General features: G+C 53.1%; 26 protein-coding genes and 1 tRNA gene. All 27 read right to left on the bottom strand.

What is annotated here, in order from left to right:
- Positions 1-88: 88 nt before the first annotated feature.
- The 27 genes from MXF20_RS15580 to MXF20_RS15450 all read right to left on the bottom strand — a co-directional run bounded on the left by MXF20_RS15580 (position 89) and on the right by MXF20_RS15450 (position 18132).
- Positions 89-640 (bottom strand): hypothetical protein, encoded by a 552-nt coding sequence (locus tag MXF20_RS15580; RefSeq protein WP_325970170.1) that lies wholly within the window; start codon positions 638-640, stop codon positions 89-91.
- Entirely contained in the window at positions 633-1037 is a 405-nt protein-coding gene (locus MXF20_RS15575) for a head-tail adaptor (protein WP_325970168.1), read from the bottom strand. The genes MXF20_RS15580 and MXF20_RS15575 overlap by 8 nt, the downstream gene beginning before the upstream one ends.
- Positions 1037-1540, bottom strand: a complete 504-nt coding sequence (locus MXF20_RS15570; RefSeq protein WP_325970166.1) for a hypothetical protein — start codon at positions 1538-1540, stop codon at positions 1037-1039. The genes MXF20_RS15575 and MXF20_RS15570 overlap by 1 nt, the downstream gene beginning before the upstream one ends.
- The gene (locus MXF20_RS15565; protein ID WP_325970181.1) at positions 1537-1947 is read right to left on the bottom strand and encodes a DUF4054 domain-containing protein; all 411 of its coding nucleotides are present in this window, start codon (positions 1945-1947) and stop codon (positions 1537-1539) included. Before MXF20_RS15565 ends, MXF20_RS15570 begins: the two co-directional genes overlap by 4 nt.
- Positions 1931-2344, bottom strand: a complete 414-nt coding sequence (locus tag MXF20_RS15560) for a hypothetical protein (protein WP_325970165.1) — start codon at positions 2342-2344, stop codon at positions 1931-1933. The genes MXF20_RS15565 and MXF20_RS15560 overlap by 17 nt, the downstream gene beginning before the upstream one ends.
- Positions 2345-2384: 40 nt before the next feature.
- A complete protein-coding gene (locus tag MXF20_RS15555; RefSeq protein WP_325970164.1) occupies positions 2385-3332 on the bottom strand; it encodes a DUF2184 domain-containing protein in 948 nt (315 codons plus the stop codon).
- A gap of 10 nt (positions 3333-3342) precedes the next feature.
- Positions 3343-3846: a structural cement protein Gp24 gene (locus MXF20_RS15550; RefSeq protein ID WP_325970163.1), complete on the bottom strand. Its 504-nt coding sequence runs from the start codon at positions 3844-3846 to the stop codon at positions 3343-3345.
- Positions 3847-3856: 10 nt separating this feature from the next.
- Positions 3857-5131, bottom strand: a complete 1275-nt coding sequence (locus MXF20_RS15545) for a DUF2213 domain-containing protein (RefSeq protein WP_325970162.1) — start codon at positions 5129-5131, stop codon at positions 3857-3859.
- Positions 5132-5392: 261 nt separating this feature from the next.
- Positions 5393-5941, bottom strand: coding sequence for a phage minor head protein (locus MXF20_RS15540; protein ID WP_325970180.1), 549 nt, complete (start codon positions 5939-5941; stop codon positions 5393-5395).
- Positions 5942-6002: 61 nt separating this feature from the next.
- On the bottom strand, positions 6003-7472 hold the full coding sequence (locus MXF20_RS15535) for a DUF1073 domain-containing protein (protein ID WP_325970161.1): 1470 nt from the start codon (positions 7470-7472) through the stop codon (positions 6003-6005).
- Between the two features lies 1 nt (position 7473).
- Positions 7474-9090 carry a TerL protein gene (locus MXF20_RS15530; RefSeq protein ID WP_325970160.1) on the bottom strand — a complete coding sequence of 539 codons (1617 nt, stop codon included), beginning with the start codon at positions 9088-9090 and terminating at the stop codon, positions 7474-7476.
- Positions 9091-9294: 204 nt separating this feature from the next.
- The gene (locus MXF20_RS15525; RefSeq protein ID WP_325970157.1) at positions 9295-9915 is read right to left on the bottom strand and encodes a terminase small subunit; all 621 of its coding nucleotides are present in this window, start codon (positions 9913-9915) and stop codon (positions 9295-9297) included.
- Positions 9916-9939: 24 nt separating this feature from the next.
- Complete coding sequence (locus MXF20_RS15520) at positions 9940-10167, bottom strand: hypothetical protein (RefSeq protein ID WP_325970156.1); 228 nt, start codon at positions 10165-10167, stop codon at positions 9940-9942.
- A 54-nt stretch (positions 10168-10221) separates the two neighbouring features.
- Positions 10222-10503 carry a hypothetical protein gene (locus tag MXF20_RS15515; RefSeq protein WP_325970155.1) on the bottom strand — a complete coding sequence of 94 codons (282 nt, stop codon included), beginning with the start codon at positions 10501-10503 and terminating at the stop codon, positions 10222-10224.
- A 59-nt stretch (positions 10504-10562) separates the two neighbouring features.
- Positions 10563-11102: a hypothetical protein gene (locus MXF20_RS15510; protein WP_325970154.1), complete on the bottom strand. Its 540-nt coding sequence runs from the start codon at positions 11100-11102 to the stop codon at positions 10563-10565.
- On the bottom strand, positions 11099-11638 hold the full coding sequence (locus MXF20_RS15505) for a lysozyme (protein WP_325970152.1): 540 nt from the start codon (positions 11636-11638) through the stop codon (positions 11099-11101). The genes MXF20_RS15510 and MXF20_RS15505 overlap by 4 nt, the downstream gene beginning before the upstream one ends.
- A gap of 2 nt (positions 11639-11640) precedes the next feature.
- Positions 11641-11871 carry a phage holin gene (locus MXF20_RS15500; RefSeq protein ID WP_325970179.1) on the bottom strand — a complete coding sequence of 77 codons (231 nt, stop codon included), beginning with the start codon at positions 11869-11871 and terminating at the stop codon, positions 11641-11643.
- Positions 11872-12025: 154 nt separating this feature from the next.
- On the bottom strand, positions 12026-12643 hold the full coding sequence (locus MXF20_RS15495; protein WP_325970151.1) for a class I SAM-dependent methyltransferase: 618 nt from the start codon (positions 12641-12643) through the stop codon (positions 12026-12028).
- Positions 12627-13484: a hypothetical protein gene (locus MXF20_RS15490; protein WP_325970150.1), complete on the bottom strand. Its 858-nt coding sequence runs from the start codon at positions 13482-13484 to the stop codon at positions 12627-12629. Before MXF20_RS15490 ends, MXF20_RS15495 begins: the two co-directional genes overlap by 17 nt.
- Complete coding sequence (locus tag MXF20_RS15485) at positions 13481-14035, bottom strand: hypothetical protein (protein WP_325970149.1); 555 nt, start codon at positions 14033-14035, stop codon at positions 13481-13483. Before MXF20_RS15485 ends, MXF20_RS15490 begins: the two co-directional genes overlap by 4 nt.
- Before the next feature lie 14 nt (positions 14036-14049).
- Positions 14050-14125: transfer RNA gene (locus tag MXF20_RS15480), tRNA-Gly, on the bottom strand.
- Between the two features lie 108 nt (positions 14126-14233).
- Positions 14234-14635 carry an antiterminator Q family protein gene (locus MXF20_RS15475; protein ID WP_325970148.1) on the bottom strand — a complete coding sequence of 134 codons (402 nt, stop codon included), beginning with the start codon at positions 14633-14635 and terminating at the stop codon, positions 14234-14236.
- Positions 14635-16008: a replicative DNA helicase gene (locus MXF20_RS15470; RefSeq protein WP_325970147.1), complete on the bottom strand. Its 1374-nt coding sequence runs from the start codon at positions 16006-16008 to the stop codon at positions 14635-14637. Before MXF20_RS15470 ends, MXF20_RS15475 begins: the two co-directional genes overlap by 1 nt.
- Entirely contained in the window at positions 16005-16886 is an 882-nt protein-coding gene (locus tag MXF20_RS15465) for an ATP-binding protein (RefSeq protein ID WP_325970146.1), read from the bottom strand. The genes MXF20_RS15470 and MXF20_RS15465 overlap by 4 nt, the downstream gene beginning before the upstream one ends.
- Positions 16883-17728 (bottom strand): helix-turn-helix domain-containing protein, encoded by an 846-nt coding sequence (locus tag MXF20_RS15460; RefSeq protein WP_325970145.1) that lies wholly within the window; start codon positions 17726-17728, stop codon positions 16883-16885. The genes MXF20_RS15465 and MXF20_RS15460 overlap by 4 nt, the downstream gene beginning before the upstream one ends.
- Complete coding sequence (locus tag MXF20_RS15455) at positions 17682-17963, bottom strand: DUF4222 domain-containing protein (protein ID WP_325970144.1); 282 nt, start codon at positions 17961-17963, stop codon at positions 17682-17684. Before MXF20_RS15455 ends, MXF20_RS15460 begins: the two co-directional genes overlap by 47 nt.
- Positions 17896-18132, bottom strand: a complete 237-nt coding sequence (locus tag MXF20_RS15450) for a transcriptional regulator (protein WP_325970143.1) — start codon at positions 18130-18132, stop codon at positions 17896-17898. Before MXF20_RS15450 ends, MXF20_RS15455 begins: the two co-directional genes overlap by 68 nt.
- Between the last annotated feature and the right edge of the window lie 102 nt (positions 18133-18234).

Raw genomic sequence — 18234 nt, 5'->3', positions numbered from 1 at the left:
GAGCCGAAGTTTCGGCCTTGTGCTGCACGAGCAGAGAGAGTCATCGTCACGTTTGTGACACGACTTAATGGCAAACCTTTCGCCATGATTATTCTCCGGTTGAGATGCTGACGTTGCCGTCGAGGATAGATTTAACGTTGTATGTGCGGGTGTTCTTGCGTGACAAAGTCACTGTCAGGTCATAACGGCGCACCCACTGGTTATTGATGAGTTCCGGAAGATTCCAGATAGTGCCGAATTCAATCAGCGATAAACCGGCTTCCCTTTTCAGCGCATCGGCGTTCTGGTCAACAGAAATGCCATCGCGAAAATTCGTGGCCGTTTTTGCACCTTGCGGACCGTAAAAGCAGCAGATGACCGTGACCTGCTCCCATGTCCATTGTTCACTCTGGTCATCGTCAACCTGGACATTGGCTGGCGTACCACCACGCGGAAGCGTAGTAACTCCGAAGGCGCACCACGTTGTGCCATTTTGGGGTATTTGCGGTTGCGGGTCAGTCCAGCGAGGGAATACCAGCTTTGCATCCAGACCGGTTACGCCCCGTATCCACCGGCTTATCTTTCGTTCCAGCTCTTCATCGTAATCAGGTGAATCACTGACAGCCGTCAGATAACCGGGCGTCGTGCTGTCATTACTCAACAGGTGTCCCTCCGTCAAAGTCCACCAGCTCGCAATGTGCCTGCACAAATCCGGCGCCATAACTGGTGTAAGGGTCAACGAAGGTGACGCGGTAATTGCGCCCGTTGTAAGTCACGATGTCAGCATCAAGGCGCGGCGAGCTATCCGTTGAGGCCTGCCCCTGAGTGAGACGGAACTGAGTCACGATGAGGATCGCACCATTGATGTTCTGGCCAGCAGCCATGCGCTTGGCTTCCAGAGATCGGTCAACGGTCACCACGCCCGAAAATGGAATATCCTGCGAGGTGTTGGTAGGGAAATTGTCAGCATCTGCCGTTTGAAGCTGCCGATGGCAGACAAGTGACATATCCACAAAATCCGGGTCTAACAGCACGTCACTTACATCGAGAAGAGGCATTATTTTTTCCTCACAACGTAGGTGATGGAGTTAAGCAGGAAGCCATGGGCATATAGCGGTTTCTCGCCACCGATGCCCTGCTGCCTGCGCCGCTCAATTGTTTTTTCGGAAAGAGGATGAAGCCGATCGCCAGAGCCAATCACTGCCTTAGCCCCATCCCTTGCAATCTGCCCCGCACTCTCCAGCTCAATCATTGCCGCACTACTGTCACCGTCCAGAACAGCTCGCGCCGCTGCCTTCAGGTGCGCCGTGGTGCGCGGTTTGGTGTCTTCTAAGCCCATATCCAGAAACGGGCGCGGCGGGAGAGTAACGGTAACGCCATCGATCTCGATGGTTGCCCCAGTGGATTGCAGGTAGCCGATTTCCGCATTATTCAGCGGTGAATCTTCACGCGCTGCGTTTGATGCCGGAATGCCCACCAGCACGTCCATGCTGGTTAGCTCTTTCAGCGCCTCCAGCACGCTGGCGGCATTATCAGACCGAATACTCAGCCCGCTTTTCATAGAAGCTGCACCCCGCCCATGCCGTACATCGACCACCACCAGAAGAACTCACGCCCGTAAGCTGTGTTATTCCAGAAACCGGCATCAGGATTGATAATTCCCGATACGTCATAACTGGCGCTGACCTTGTCCACTGACTTTGATGTCAGAACGCCACCGCCGGCAGAATTAACACCCCCACCAGCATTAACGGATGCCAGCGTTCTTCCGCGAAGCTCCGTGTAATGGGCAGTGAACAACTCCGCCAGGTAGATAAACTGATCGCCCATGATGTCCTGACTCAGCAGGCTGTCAGCCTGGCCAAGGTAGAAATTCACGGCAGCATCGGGATATCGTGTTTTATCGGCGAATTCTGGGAAGTCAGTGCGGAACTGGTCGTTAGTCGGGAGGTTACTGTTTTTTGGCATTTTTCGAGCCTTCTGCAGAATCTGCATTGTCGGCTTCGGAATTAGCAGCAAGCGCAGGGGCTTTTGCCGCTTCCAGCTCAGCTTTCAGGCTGGTGACCTCACCCTCAAGAGCGGCGATGGACTTCTCGCGATCAGCGATAGTCGCATCACGGATACCAATCTGCTCATTCAGGCTGGTGACCTCACCCTCAAGCTGGGATACGCGCGCCGTCAGGTCTTCGGCAAGCGTTTCGCTGACCAGATCCGCTTTATCAATCGGCTTAACATAGGACTCAAAAGCCCAGTGCTTTTTAACGTGATCAGGAAAATCCTTGCTGTCGTGAATGCCCTTTTCCAGCACGAATTTAGAGCCATCCGCAAAACTAAGCGTTGCGCCATCGTTTACGATGTATTTCATGTCAATTCTCCATGGGGAAGGCGGGTTTCCCCGCCAGGCATCAGGCCGCTGGTACGTCGAGGTAAGCGATCGTATTTGAATACGGCGTTTCGACCTGCCCCAGCTTGCCGTAGTAGACGGTCAGCTGTTGCATGCCACGGTATTCCAGCGGGGTGTTCAGCAGTGGAACCATCGGGAAACGAACGTATTTCTCGTCCTGGGTGTAAGCAACGATGCGATGCGCACCACCAACGCCAATTTTTGACGCCCACTTCATGGAGACGATCTCCAGTGGCTCACCGTTTTCCTGGAATGCGATGGTGTTGATCTTCACGTATTCCAGAACGGAGATGTTGCCAGCGCTAGAAACCTTTTTGCTGGCCAGCAGCCCAAACAGTTCTGGCGCCAGACCAATTTTTGCAGGGCACACAGCGTAACCTGAAGCCACCCACGCATCGGTCAGCACCAGGTTAATGTCCTGCACGATCACGTCAGGGTCAGTTGTGGCAGTCCATGCACCAGCAGCTGCAATCGGCGTCACGCTTGGCAGATTCAGCAGGCCGGCCACACCCAGCTCGGTATCACCTACGTAAACCTGTTCGTCGGTGTCCATGGCGAATTTAAGCTTCATGCCTTCGTATTTCTGGGTGTCAATCGGACGCCCAAGCTTCTGCGCCGATGCCAGCTCGAGCACTGTCCAGCCTACTTCCTGCGCCCATGGGGTCAGGTTGTTACGCGTTGGCTGAATGTCCAGCTCAATGCCGGGGATAGCGGTTGCCTTTTTACCCAGCCAGTTTTTGCCATTCGGGTTTGGTCCACCCACGCTGGCAAAGTCGGTGTTGGTGAAGGATGACACTTCATCAGCGATGGAAATGTCGCTGCGCAGTGGCATGTCACGCGTCCATTTTACGGACGTCAGAGGCATGTTCAGCGTCTGATCCATGCGCTCCAGCTCACCGACAAGGAACGCGCCGGTTGAGTCGATAGTCGCTCTGTCTACTGTAAACATTCAGTTATCCTCAGATGTTATATGCAATTTCGATGCGGCCGTCTGACTGGCCTGGCCCCATTACCTCTGCATTTGTCAGCCGAGGTGTATTTGCCGCAGTGGAGTCTGGCGCGAGCACAAACGTACCCACCGGGCTTGCAGTAGTTCCGCCAGCAACACGGACATAAACGGGGTCGCCTTTTTTCGCTGTAGCGGCGCTGCCAGAGGTTGCAACTACGCAGATATATCCACGCTTCAGGTTGTCGCCCACCTGGTTGACATTCACGCCCAGATAAGCGAGGTCAGCAGCTGAAGTGATTGGGAATGGACGAACCAGAATCCCCTTCACTTTGTCGATGGTGTCGCCTGACTCCAGCGGCACGAACTGATCGTTAACGTACTTGCCGGGCAAGCCGTAGGAGGCAAATTGCTTCTGGTAATTCAGAGCAACCGGCTCGATGGTGAGATCGCGTGGGCGAGTGACGCCCCCAGCAATGCCGATAGGCATGCGCTTCAGATAAGCATTTCCAGCCATGTCAGTTACCTTATTTACGTTTTTTCCAGAAATCCTGATTCAGCTGGTTCAGCTGCGCCGGAGTAAGGTGTTTCGAGTGCAGCTGGCTGTCGCCGGTGCGCACGGAAGGGTTGAGTGGTTGCAGGTTATTCCTGGCCTTATTCAGCGCCACAGCGGCAGTAAATACTGCGTCTACGGTTGCCTTTGGCGCTTTTGAATAATCCTGAATGCCCACTGACTTCAGATAGGTGCTGTCACCCGTACGCATCGCGTGGGTTAACACCTGGCGCTTCAGGCCTTTATCGCCTGATGGCTGGAAGCCAGGGCAGATAATCTCAGCATCAGCGATGATGTTGCGCTTGAAAGCTGCGTCACCTGTGACCTTGCGATCTTCTTCTTCGTCCTCATCATCGGTCTTGACTTCAGGATCTTCGTCAGTGGTTTTGCCTTCCAGCTTGTCCAGGCGGGAAAGAATCGCCTGCAGCACAACCGAGATATCCTCGTTGTCGCCGGTTGGCTCTTTCTTCTGTTCTTCAGGCATGTCGTCGGTGGTGGTGCGTTCTTCCACCGGAAGCGCTGTCGCCTGTGATGGGAGGTTAATGTTAATGGTCGAACCGGGAATTGAAGCCAAGCCATCAGATGGCATATCCGGCGCTTCTTCGATGAGTTTGTTCAGCGCATCCTCATCTTTGGTCTTAATGGCCTGAGCCAGTTTTTTCAGCCATGACATTGCAGGCTTCTCCTTCGTGGTTGATGGGATCGAATCCCCGATTGCACAACGGTTACCCGCCCGGCCTCTGTCGATGCCGACAGCCAGGTGATTACCGGTGATTTGGTATTGCTTGCCCTTCCCGGGCGCCAGCTGCTTGTATTGGGCGTCATAGCCGCAGCTGACATCGGTCAGGCCAGAATTGACCGCGTCGATTGCCTCCTGCCGCTTAATCAGCACATCAGCAATGAGCAGATCTGATTTATCGCCGGTGCCTCGCCGGACGTTCTGAATATGCCCGTGCGCCAGCTCTGCGAAGTTCGTAGGGCTAACGAAAACGATGTTGCCCAGACCATCCTCTGGATGACCCAGCGTGACGGCGACACCTTCAAAGCTGGCCATCGTTTCCGGCGAAAACACCTCGTCTTCTGTTCGCCAGACCGTTACCGTGCCGGTGCCGTCCGGTTCGAGGTCGATTTCCTCGGGCAAATAGACCTGCGTCCCTGTGCGTGCGATCGGCACGTCTTTACACAGCAGCGAGCCGTCTGCCTGCAGATACCGCGTCTCACCCAGGCGTGTAGTGAAGAAATATTTCATTGGTTACCTGCTCGATTACGGGCAACAAAAAAGCCGCACAGTGGCGGCCTCTTGAGATAGGGAAAATGTTCTGAATAACGGGCTATTTAACATAAGGGTTCTTAAGCGCCCTCCGGAATTGGCACTCGTTCAAAATGTCACTCCAACTGCCCAAAAGGAGGTGTGAAAACGCAATTTCAGGCCGCTTTTCGGCAACAACATTTTTGCAACATTTAACCACTTTTTACTTTCACTGCATTTGCCCGTCGAAAGGCCCATTTATCACTTTCTTGGCTCTGGTATTTGCACTTCCTGCCAGCACTGGCAGTTAGGCAGGCACCCAGCATGTCCGGTCATGCCATCAAGCGTTGGGGGGTCTTCCCAGCGGACAAACTTATCTTTCATTTTTTTGTGGGAAGGCCGTGTGCTGCTTCCGCGTATGCGCCACCAGTAACCTTCAGAGCCAACAGCTAACGCTCTGGCTTGCGTCAGCGCGCCGGTAGCCCTTCCGATCTCCGTGCGAGCAATCATCCGCGCCCGACTGGCGGCCACCTCACCAGACTGCATTATCATCTTGTACAGATCATCAGGCCGCTCACCGTTAATAACTGCCTCAATTGCCCGGGATTGAATCTCCCGCACCCTGTCAGCAGCCTCAATCGGCAAAGACTTCATGAGCTGAATTTGGCGATAGACAATGTCCTGCGCAACGTGTCCAACCGGCGTGTTGCCCACCACATCACGCAAGCCAGCAGATATCTCTTCGGAAACGCTGCGCCACTGGCGCCACTCTTCCTCTTCAACCTGGCTGAACATCCGGCGACCAACCATCTCAGCCCATTCATCAATGATGTGGGAATAGTCGGTCAGATGGGTAATTACCGTGTCGGCGCTATGTTGAGAACCATCGTACGAGCCAGTTACGATCTCGTTTATTCGGGAGGCCATCGCCAACAGGCTTTCGCTGTAGACTTTCTCCGAACGACGGCGGAGCGCCGTTTTCAAGTTCAGACTCCTCCAGCTCTTTCTTCGCATCCGCAATGTCCTGATCGGTAATAGAACCGCCGATGCCAATCACTTCCGAGATATTGCGGAGGTCGTTCATGGCTGCATGGCGCGGCATGATTTCACGGTCAACCAGTGTGCTGAGAGCGGTGGCAATATTGTTTGCCATAGTCGCCCTGTCGGTGTCGGACATCTCCCACAGCTTGTTGAACTCGAAAGTGAAGTCATCCGGCAGAGGTTCACCAAACTCAGATCGCCAGGTGATATCCATCAGCCAGCGAATGCGCCGGCGTAACCTGCGCTCCTGCTGCGAGTTTATGCGGCTGTAGTAGTTTTCGAGGTCACCATCGCCGGTGCTGAATCCTGCTGGAGACTGACCGAACAAACGCACCAGAGGAATGCCGGTGGCGCCTGAAACCTGCTCAGCAAAGCGAAGGATCACATCAGCCACGCCTGCAAATGAGTAGCTGTGCGTCTGGAATTCATCGCTTTTATCCATCAGGGTCATCCCCTCGATGGTTTGAAACTCACGGATCATGTCCATATGCTTCATCAGGCTAGCCTTTGCCGGGTTGCCTTCCGGCATTGCCAGGATCTTTCTCAGCTCGTTAATGCTGTAGGTTCGAAGATGAGCCTTGTGGATCAGCTGGGTGGTACCAACAGTCGCGGTATCGAAGGCCTGAATGCGCTCGAAAATGCGCTCTACAACTGACATTCCCCAGCCGTTTTCTGTCTTTGCCTGCTGGAAAGGAAGCGTTTCACCATCCATTCGGATGAGGCGGCTGTGATGGATGTTCCAGGGCGGGATGCCCTGCTGGTTCACAACCACCTTGTAGTATTTCGGCTTGCCGAACTCAGGCCCATACTCGGTGATGAGGTCAGAATAGGATGGGGTCACCATCCAGCGGTCGAGCGCCATCACTCCTTTAAACTGACCTTTGCTGATGCGGTCCAGTTTCAACGGAGACGACATATCCTGACCGTCGATCATCACCACCAGCACTGCGCCACCGAAAAGGCGGGACCATTTGATGGTGTCGTTCAGACCGTCCCAGATGGCTGCCTCATCCCAAAATGTGTCTACCTTTCCTTTGTGCCCTGGTTCCAGCCTCGATGTGATATTAATGCCCTTGCGGGTCATATCATCCGCGACTGAATCGACAGCAGCGCCAACCAGAAACGATGACCGGTATGCAAATTCCAACATCACTCGATTTCGAGTGATGTAACCCGGAACGTACTCGCCGCCGCTCTGGATGTTCTGTGTTGCCGTGCCTAACTTTGCAGAAAAATTGTTGTACCCGTCAGCGGTCGCAGCGGGCTGTTTTGCGCCGTTACGGCGATTCTTACGGGACATGTCACGCTCCAGCCAGTCTGGCCCAAGTATCGAGAGAGGAATCCATTGGGGCGTAATTGATCATTACGGAGTCAGCAAGGTTGGGCGATTTAGTCCCTTCAGGTTGTTTATCTACCAGAATTTTGCCAACGGTATTTTTTGACCATGTTGGCTGCGATAACTCCAGCAACAGGCGGTCTTTGTTTTCGATTTCGCTGCTTATTGAAATAATTTCGTCGGGGTTATATTCCATTCCCTGCAGCGCGCGAAAGGTGTTGCGAAATAGTTTCCGAAGGTGCCACCAGCCCTGTGACTTTGCATTCTGGAAGAAATCTTTATTCAGGCGAGCAGGTTTACCGTTGTCACCTGGCACAGCCTCATCTTCAGGATCAAAAACACTGCCGCTGCCCCGGAACGGTGTGGCAATGATGTAGCGTAATTGCTCTGCATGACGGAGCTCATTGATGACGCGAGCATCACCGCGTACTCCAGCGCCAAGCCCATCTTCGTCGAAGCGGAATTCATCCAGCCCCATGTCGTCACAGTAGCCAAAAACTTTCACGACAGACGAGTAGATATCGCTGCCCTTGCCGCTCCATTCTTTGACGTCCTGCAAAAGGAAACCATGGCGTGAAGAGAAACCGTTTTTATCACGCCCTTCATCAGCCACGTCCATTGCTCCCAGGCGCTGACCAGATGGCTCAATACCTAGTTTGATATGTGCATCAACAGCGGCCTGCACCCATTCTGATGGAATGAGGATGCCTTCAGACGATGCCTGATAGTTCAGGTCAAGCTCCTGCGCCACCACGACAGGATCGTCAATTTTCTCACATTCCTTTTTGTACCAAGCGTCGTCCTTTCGCGGATCGCTTCGCCAGTGGAAAGTGAATACCGGAATGCGGCCACCGTGGCGCTTTTGCGCAAACGGATTAGACATCCCGTTAACCGATGATAAATCGATGCGGCAACGCGTTGTCTGAGAGAGCGCTGCGTCAATCAACTGTGGGCGCTGAAGGAAAGCAGCTTCATCAACGAAATAGAGAGTTGTGCGGTCACCACGCCCGATGTTGTCGCCTGCCTCCCCTTTAAGGACCGCTCCGGTTTCCGGGAATTCAACGCGCATATAAGGGGCATGCTTCTTTTCGTTCCAACTACCACGAAATTCAACGGGCAGCGTTTCGACAAATTTACGCGCTTTCCAAAAGAGCGCCTTCGGGTCACCGGTGCTGTCAACGTACTCTTCTTTACGGGAGCCGAAGCCGATCACCATTTCTTTATTGAAGAGGCAAAGCGAACAAGCGAAGCCGATTGATGTCCAGCTCAGCCCCATTTCTCGGCTTTTCTCTGTAATGCCGTTCTGCATGCTGCGCCGGCGATCCATTATCCATTCAATCCACTCTTCCTGTTTAGGGAACAGCAGAAACGGGATGGTCACTGGAAGCCCGTAATCGATGTTACGCGGATCGGTTGTCATACCCCAGTCGATGATGAACTGCGCAGGGTTATCACGGTAAAACGCTTTAAGCGCTGGCAGAGCGCCGGGGTTTTGGCGAATGCGTTGAAGCCTCTCCATCCGCCATTCGAATACCTGTTGATAGTCAGGATTTTTAAAATCGAAGGGGAAAGGAATCGGCATGAAATTTTCTCGAAATAGACGCCATTTAACATAATGGACGTTACCCGCCCCGCACGATCAGCACTCATTGAAATATCACCTCGGAAGGGTTATTTCCTCATGATTTCATAGCGGAATAGCTGAAAGCGGACTGCATAAACGATGCATAAATTGGGGTTAAAAATGCATAGAAGAAAAAGGTAATCTAAGGTCAATTTTCACCAGTTAACCCATCATCTTGCGGTACGCCTCTGCTGCTTCATCCGCCGTTATTGTTACCTGTTCTGTTTTGATAGGGCCGCCATTTGGCCCGGTATGTTCGGTGCGTTTTGGCGCTTCCCAGCCCTGCATTTCACCAAGCTGCTTAATGGCTGCTTTCGGGTCGTGCATCTTAAGCTTGATGCCGTCCTTGCCTGTCGTTAGTTCCGATACGGCGCTCATCGCTTCGGGGTCTTGCAGCGCGGAATCCTTAAAGCTCCAAGACGCCTGAAGCACAGGCCTCCCCTCTTCGTCCTCACCAACCTGACAGTTGCGGAATTCAGCAATGTCCATCAGTGAGGCCCGCCCCATCTTTGAAAGGCGCTCCAGAGCTTCTGTGCGCGTCATAATGGCATCGCTCACCACCTCCTGTTGAACTGAGCGAAGGAAGGCTTCCACGTCGCAATTTGTCGCAATGACATGAGCAGCTTTGCGCAGGTTGTCGCCCTTTGCTTTTCCGCCTGCTTTGCGGTACGCATCAGTGTGGTTCTTGCCTTTAAGCACCCAAGTGACGAACCGTTTCTGTAGAGCAGTCAGCGCATCGAAAAGGTGCTGCTGCTCAGCCGTGAGCTTTTTTTTCGATGCCATGGGAAATCTCGCTATTTATTTGCTCTATCGGTGGTTTGTTTCATAAACAGGAATCACATGAATGGATTCTGTTTGTGCAACCGTTACGTGGGTGACGTTTAGATCGTCCTCTTCCTGATACAGGCAAATTGTCGGCAATCTTACTCCGGAGACTCCACCAAATAAGGCGTTGCACTTACCTGAAACGGTTCGGCCGCTGGGGAAAGTAGCAGTCACAAAAAAATGCTTCACCACACGGTTGTTGATTTTCATCTTGAATCCTCGGTATGCAATATCGGGCGCACTCGAAAATACGCCCTGCATTGCTTACAGATACTTTTTAGCCAGAGTAATCAGGTCTGCTTTGGCGGTTTCGCCCAGCTTTTCCATACCGTCGCGAACGAAATCAAACGCTGCATCGAAGTCGCGCACCATATTGCCTGCCAGCACATTTTCAACTGCTTTGGCTACTGCTGATTGCGGCGCCTGCTCAGCGGCAGGTTCAGCCGGTGCTGCCGGTGGCTGCTGGAGGGTGACCGGCAGTGCGGTTTCCGTCTGCTGTACGGTGGTTCCTGTGCCGGTGCTGGCGTCAGTTAATGGCTCAGACATTTGGTTGCTCTCTTCTCTGGGATGGATAAACAGGCTCTTCAGTCATGTCAGGAATTTGGTCATTTTTGCCGTTCCAGTTCGATTTGCCTGATTGCGGCTAACTTGCCGTTTGCGCTCTCTATAGTGGTCAGCAACGGGTCGATCCAGAGAACCGCCTGACAGTAAGTCAGCGCGCCGGCGGCAGTGGTGGTATCACTGGGCTGGTTAACGTCTCTGGTATCTTTACGCATTGCGCTGGCACGTAAACGGTTCGCGTAGTCGAGCAGCCGGCCAGCGACAGCAGCAGGAACAGGCAGATCACAGGTTTTTTCAGTGACAAGGATTTGTCGATATTCAATTTCCCTCTCCTCTGAATCGGCCTGGCTGCGTGTTGCGCTTTGCTGTGCTGCTGAGGCAATAGTGTTAAACCTATTGAACTGGAATGACTGGGTGGCGATTACTGCACTTTGTGTGGCGCCTTCCTGCGTAAGCTGGGCATTTTTCTGCAGCAAAAGCGCCTTCGAAGATGACTGCAGCTTTACCGTGACGCAGAGCGCTATGACCACCAGCAGAAGAACGGCGATGGCAACTGCATCCCATTTGATGCGGCTTAATATCATTCATCCAATCCCCAGCAGGTCAGCTCTGATTCCTGATCGCGTCGCTCAACCTGCCCAAAGCAGTCATTCGAACGGATGCGGCAATCTCTGCCACCGTCGAATATCCATCGCTTTATCTCAGCACACGCGTCTATGCGGTCACCGGCGTTAAGCTTTCGATAAAACGTAGATGGGAAGCATTTGCCAGGCCCAATATTGTAAGGGCAAAAGGAAGCGATACCGGCAATCTGCGGCTGCGTAAGCGGGACACGGACATTGCTTTTAACCCACGCAATGGCCTTTTCCTGCTCTATCCGATTAACCCTGTCGCACTGCTCAGCGGTCATTTTCATGCCAGGCACAACGCGAACACCATTCACCGACGTTACGCCGCGACAGATGGTCCATATTCCCGATCCATCCTGATAAGCCTGAAGTCTGTTACCTTCCTTTTCATCCAGGAACTGATCGAGAATTGTCGATGCCCCGGCACCTGATAGGATGAGAGCAATTACGGCTTTACTGAGACGGCTCTTTGTCTGCGGTGATAACGCCATGGCTATTCTCCGCGAACAACAGTCCTGCCTTCACCAGCCGCCTTCTCAATAGCTCTGGTCTGCCGGCGCTGGAAGTAGACGTTTGTGAAGAATGTAGCGATACCGATTACGATACCGCTGATTACTGCAATCTTGTTCCAGTCAAGGTCATGTATCCATTGCGACACACTGCCTCCGCAAACAAGTGTTCCAGACACGCAGTAGCTCACTGCGGAAGCAATTTTGTCAGGCATAATTTTCACTATTCACCCCCTATAGGGGCTCGGCTGAATTCGGAATTATCCACATCCGGGAATAAGCGAGCCCGTGTAAACTTTTCTGTGTGATGAGAAAAGTTCGTGACTTGCTGCCCCCAGATGCAGAAAACCCGCGAAATTCGCGGGTTCTTTATGTGATTCGTTTAAAGGCGTAAGTGCCGATTCCCTTCCTGCCCAGTTCACACTCTTTCCGGTTGTGTTCCACGCATTCAAAACCCTGCTGCTTAAACCAGCGTCTGAGGCCATCATCAGTGAAGTACCAGATGTGCTCATCTTTCCGGAAATGATGTGATGCGGTGATGTCCGCGCTATCCCTGAATATTGGGATCGAGACAAAGACATAATCTCCGGCGCGGGAAACGGCTTCTTCAGGGTCGTCGATATGCTCCAGCACATCCCACATGGTCAGTGCCGGAAATGTTGTTTGATAGAGATCGACAAACAGCCCCTTTGCGCGCAGCCACTCCACTCCTGCCGGATTGACGTCATAGCCGTAGGTTAGCGGTCGCATTGAGACAAACTGCCCCGCACCGATGCCAACATCAAGAACTGGTCCGCTGTAATGCCGGCTAACCAGTTCCATACGGGCTATCGTAAGCTGGCGACCAACTTCAGTGTCAGCCATTTTTAAATAGCGCTGGAAGTAGTCTTCGTTATAAGGGCGCTCTTTCGGCACCGGGTAACGTCCGATGCCCAGCTCAGGGAAGAAAACCAGCTCGCTATCTACTTTTTCATAAAACTGTTTCATTCAGCCATTTCTCGAATTGGTTGCTGAAGCCAGAGATGCGCTTGTGGCACTGGTGATCCCACTGATGGCACCTGCAATAGTTATCGGGTATCGCCCAGCCAACGCGGCTTAAATTCATGTCAGGATCGGTGACGATTTCTGGCGCGTTATGCGCCCCTCGCCCACCAGCAACGACATAAACCGGCGTCTGATAGCTGATGGATGCAGGTAGAGCCCATCCAACCGGCGTCACCACCACTGCAGCGTTCTCAACGAGTGACATCAGGCCCCGTAAATCGAGCTCTCCAAAATGAAGCTGTAAATCAGCCTCTGGCGCCTGACCCACCAGCCACTCTTTTCCGGGCTCCAGGTCAGCAACGCTGATGACGAAAAAGTGCCGGCGCAGAATGCGCGAAGCCTGCATATGATAATCTGGATCAGGGTTTCGTGAATCACTGCGCCATTCACTGCGAACTGTAGCCGGGCGAATGACTGCGACTGGCTTATTGCTATACCGATGCGCTGGCTGAAGCGTTGGAAGATCGAAGCTTCCAGGCTCAATACCAAAATTTTTGCGCATCGCATCAATGATGGAGCCGCGCTCTAATTCAGCCGGACCATACCCGATGCGCTGGCGCACGAACTGCGCAGGGAGATCGTAATACTGCGCAGTGGTACTGGATTCGTTTTTTCGCTGCGTCCTGAGTGCCGTATTGCTACGGACAGGTTTAATCTGCAGGTCTTCGTAAATTTCCGGCCACGCGGTCTGGATGTAACTTCCGGCAGGCAAGCGCTTTACAAAGGCACGCTGATAAATGGAATCACCCAGGCCTTGCATCCCATCGATAAATATCGGTTTCAATTTTTGCTCAACTCCAACAGAGTTTCTTCCAACGGCGCCTTGCGGAAGCAGTTGAGGCTAGTCCGCCGGCTGCAGTTCACGATATGCACCTTTCCAGCAAGATCGTCAGCAGTGCGCCGGAACTCTCCTTTCCATCTTTCCACGCAGTCAGTTGTTGGGTTGTCCATGGCCACATGTGGCCCATGCCAGTGGAGGCCGTTAGCAATCGAACAGTCATAGCCAATCAGAATGATATTTTTGACACCCAGACTGGCCGCAAAGAGAATCGCCCGCTGCCCGGAATTGAATGTGCCAGAGGTATCAGTTTCGAAAAGATTCAGGCCATGACGCCGCGCTGCCTGTGTGTTGCAGCTCCATTTCTCTGCGTCAACGCTGATGCTCGAAATGCTCTTGTCCCACCAGCTGAGATCACCTGCGTAGATAAACCGGCACTTCATAGCAGCACGCCAGCTTGAATTCACTGCAATCAGTGGAATCCCTGCGGCACTGATTAGATCGCAGTCGGAAACGGCCAACGAAGGTCCCGATGCGCATATCGCAACATGCTGCATGAAGCCTCCTGAAATGGAGCATCCTACCGGATTCGAACCGGTGTCATCTGGTTGGAAGCCAGAGATACTTGGCCGCTGTACGAAGGATGCAAAAACGAAAAAACCCCGCCATCTGGCGAGGTCTTAGAAGATATAAGCGGCGTTGCGTTGTTACGACTCTTAGCACAATAGCGCCTAAAATTCGTAACGAAAAGCAGATTATGCAGATTTCTTGAAATTATTTTTGCGTGTCCAGTCATCCATTTCCAGTCGCGCACCAGTCATGATGATACAGGCGTCGATAAATGTTTCAGCTATCATCAGTTGCTGTCTGACTTTGCCTTCGGAGCATTTCAACCAGCGGGCTATTGTGGACTTGGATACGTTGTAGCGGTAATGGACCATGATGAGATCCAGCTCATCCTTTCTTCCTGCCTTGAGCAGCATACCTACAGCAGTGTCAATTATCATCCCATCATTATCGCAGCATGATGGACGTGATGATGACTCATGAGGAATGAGGCTTTTGAACATTGGACTGGTAGGTGACCAGCTGAACTGATTCCCTTCCGCCGCCGCCCAAACTCCCCAGCGTTCCAGTACCAGTTGAATATCACGCATTATGCCGCTCTCCCCTTTGAATAACGTTTGTTACTGGCTTTCGATTCTGGTTGTTCAATGCTCCGCTTTCTTGCTTCCACCTGGTCGATATGGTGGAAATGACCATTCCAGAACCGGCGATAGACGGTACCCAATGGCCCATTTCGGTTTTTAGTGATGTTGATTTCTGCGATGCCCACCGCTGGCGACTCGGGGTTATAAACCTCGTCGCGATAAAGCATCATGATGATGTCGGCATCAGCTTCGATTTCACCGGAGTCTTTCAGATCAGCGTTAACCGGGCGCTTGTTGATGCGGCTTTCAACGCTGCGTGACAGCTGGCTGAGAGCGACGACAGGCCGGCGGTTGTTTTTAGCCAGTGACTTCAGCCCTTTCGACACTTCGCCAACGGCAAGATCGTGACGGCTGGCGCTCTGCAGTTTAATCAGGCGCAGGTAGTCAATGGCCACCAGCGCCGTCTCCGGATACTGCTGAACGTGGCGCGTAGCGATGCTCTGAATCTGGTCAACCGTTAGGTTGTTGGAGTCCACCACCCAGATTTTACGCCCGGTCATTCGGGAAATGCCGTTACCGATGCGCGCCCAGTCTTCATCTTCGAGCTTTTCCGGCGATTTGAGACGGGAAGCGGACAGACCACCAGCGGCGGCAACATGGCGCTCTGCGATCTGGATGTCGCTCATTTCCATGCTGAAGAACAGCACGCCGGCACCGCCGGCGGTAAGGTTTTCCATGATGTCGAGAATCAGCTCGGTTTTGCCCATTGAAGGCCGTGCCGCCAGCAAAATGAGGTCTGTCTGATCAAAGCCGCCCGTGACTTCATCCAGTTCTTCGATACCCGTCATCACGGTTCGACCGGCGCTCTCAGACTCCATGCGATCGTTGATGCGGTTAATGATGACAGGCAGCAGTTCATCAAGCGCCACCGGACGGATAGCATCAGACTCCGTCTGTATGGAGCTTACAGCAGCTTTCACTTCCTCAAGCACACGAATGCCCGCCTCGCTGTTAGGTGCCTCCGAAAGGCTGCTGAGAGCGTCAGAGAGGGCATGAAAAGCATCACGTAATGCGGCATTACGGATCAGCTGCTGCGAATACGACTTCAGAGACGACTTGGCCCACGCGAGGCGGCCGGTCTGATCGATAATCGCCTGGTGCTCTGGCAACTGCTCGCCAATCAGAATGGGGTCAAGGACACCTTTACCTCGCGCCTGAATCGTAATGGCGCGGTAGATATCCCGGTACTGGTGAAAATTGAATGCTGACTCAGGCAGCGTGGTAATGACATCCATCACCTCACTGTCAAGACCGCGCAGGAACATAGCGCCAATTACAGCGCCTTCAATGCTTTCATCTCGCCACAGGGTGTTGCTCATACTGCCGGCGCTCCTTTGGTGCTGCGATAGCTGGCCCAGTCAAATACCAGCGTTGCGCCACCACCTTCCACCATGCGGTCAGTCAGGCGGTCGCTGATAACCTGCGAGATTTCTGCTGGCGTCAGATTGCTGATAAGCACCGTAGGCAGCATTCGCTCATATCGGGTGTTCATGATGTCGAACAGGATGATCATTTCCGACTCTGAGCCGTATTGAATGCCCACTTCGTCGATAATCAACAGGTCCATGCCTGTGTACAGCGCGATCACATCTTCCTCGCTGTGTTCGCTACCCTTTTCCCAGGTGCGGCGAACGGCACGAATGATGCGCATCACAGATGTCAGCAGCACGGATGCCTGATGTTGCTCGATAATGCTTTTCGCCAGCGCTACCGCCAGGTGATTTTTACCGGTGCCGGGCTTACCGCACAGAACCAGGCTGGTGCCGGCATCAAACATTTTCGGCCATGCGCTGGCGTACTCACGCAGGATGCCGAGATTTTGCTGTGCGGATTTGTTCACCGGCTCATAGTTTGCAAAGCTGCAGCCTGCGAACCGTTCCGGGATATTGGCCTTGTCGATCAGGTTTGCCACCTGCAGCGAGCGCAGTTGTGATTTCACCGCTTCCAGTTCTTCGGTGACACAGTGCGGGCACCGGGAAAACTTCTCAGCCACGCGGCCACCGTATTCGGTCCAGATACGCAGTTGCTGGTATTCGCCGTGTTTGTCACAGGTGGCGGTCAGGGTCTCGCGCCTGTCAAAGCAGCGGTCCAGCGCCGGCACGGTACCGTTCGCGAAATCGAGTTCTTCCTGCAGCGTGGTGATGCTGGTTCTGAGCGCCATAATCTGGCTGCTGCGTCCGTTATTGATATGGCTCATTGTGCCCCCTTAGACCATGAAGGTGTTTGCGTGGTGCCGTAATCGCGTTCTGAGAAACCGCTGTGTCTGCTCTGTACTGGCGTGATGCGCTGCTGGCTGGGTGGTGCCGTCCAGCTTTCTGCAAAGTGGTGATCCGGACCGAAGAACGTAGCGGCCTGCTTCACGTACTCAGACCCGGCTTTCCCGGTGGCGGTGATGTAGCCTGCATAGCGCTGTACGCCTGCCAGCATGTCAGCGGGATTAACGCCCTCACGGATACGGGCCGACCATGCTTTCCAGGCTGAAGGCTTAGGATTGCCACCAGAACGCTTTGGATATGCCTGCCAGGCAATTTCAAATTCTGGTGAATAATCCTGCTTACCAGTGCGAGACGGCTCAGCGGCTTTAGCCGATGTGCCAATAGAATTAGGTTCAATGACAGGTTCTTTGACTGGTTCAAAAAAATGACAGATTCTGGTGCCGCGTGGCGGCATAGGGGGTGTGCTTTCTGGCGGCACAGGTGTGCCGTGAGACGGCATAGGGGTGTCACCATATGGCATAGGGGGTGTGCTTTCTGGCGGCACAGGGTTATCAAGATTCAGGCGATATACGTTAGATTTGTTCCCCTTACCTGCATTACCGCCAAGACGGTTCTCTTTCGAAACCAGCCCAAGCTCAATCAGCGCAGCAATATGCTCACGAACAGCGCTTTTGCTACACTCGCACTGATTGGCAATGTAGCCGTAGGAAGGCCAGCATTCGCCCTGATCACTCGCATTGTCTGCCAGCTTAATCAATACAAGCTTACGCAGATGATTACCCACGCGAATGTCGAAAGCCTTTGTCATCAATTTCAGGCTCATGCTGAAACCCTCGTGAAAACTGTTGGAACTGCCAGACCGGGCGCATGCATTCATGCTCATAGTTCTGACGCCGGAAAATAACCTGCTGTTGCTCGCGGTCGTACCCTGTAACCTGAACAGGCACACCGCGCGGATCAAGATAGGCGCGATCCAGCTGCTGAATGTGGTTACTGGGCAGCACGGTCATTACCTGCAGGGCGAGGAAAAAGCTTAGGCTTATCAGGACGAAGTTCATAAGCAGGAATTCCTGTAAGGTCAGATACATCAAGGACATAATCTACGCCTACCACTCCTACTTTTTTCCAGCGAGATACCGAAGGCTGTTTTACTCCTACGGCCTTGGCGAGAGCATTGACACCGCCAGCGATATCAATAGCCTTTTCAATTGCTGATTTTGCGTTCATTGGTCACCCCATTCAAAATTGATAACCAAACAATAGCATATGCTATTGATAGCAGCAATAGACTCCCTTATCATCTTGCTGTTGAATGGTAATAGCGGAGGC

This window comes from Pantoea dispersa, assembly GCF_035783935.1.
Lineage (GTDB): Bacteria > Pseudomonadota > Gammaproteobacteria > Enterobacterales > Enterobacteriaceae > Pantoea > Pantoea dispersa_C.
This window is presented reverse-complemented; position numbering and strand designations above follow the sequence as displayed.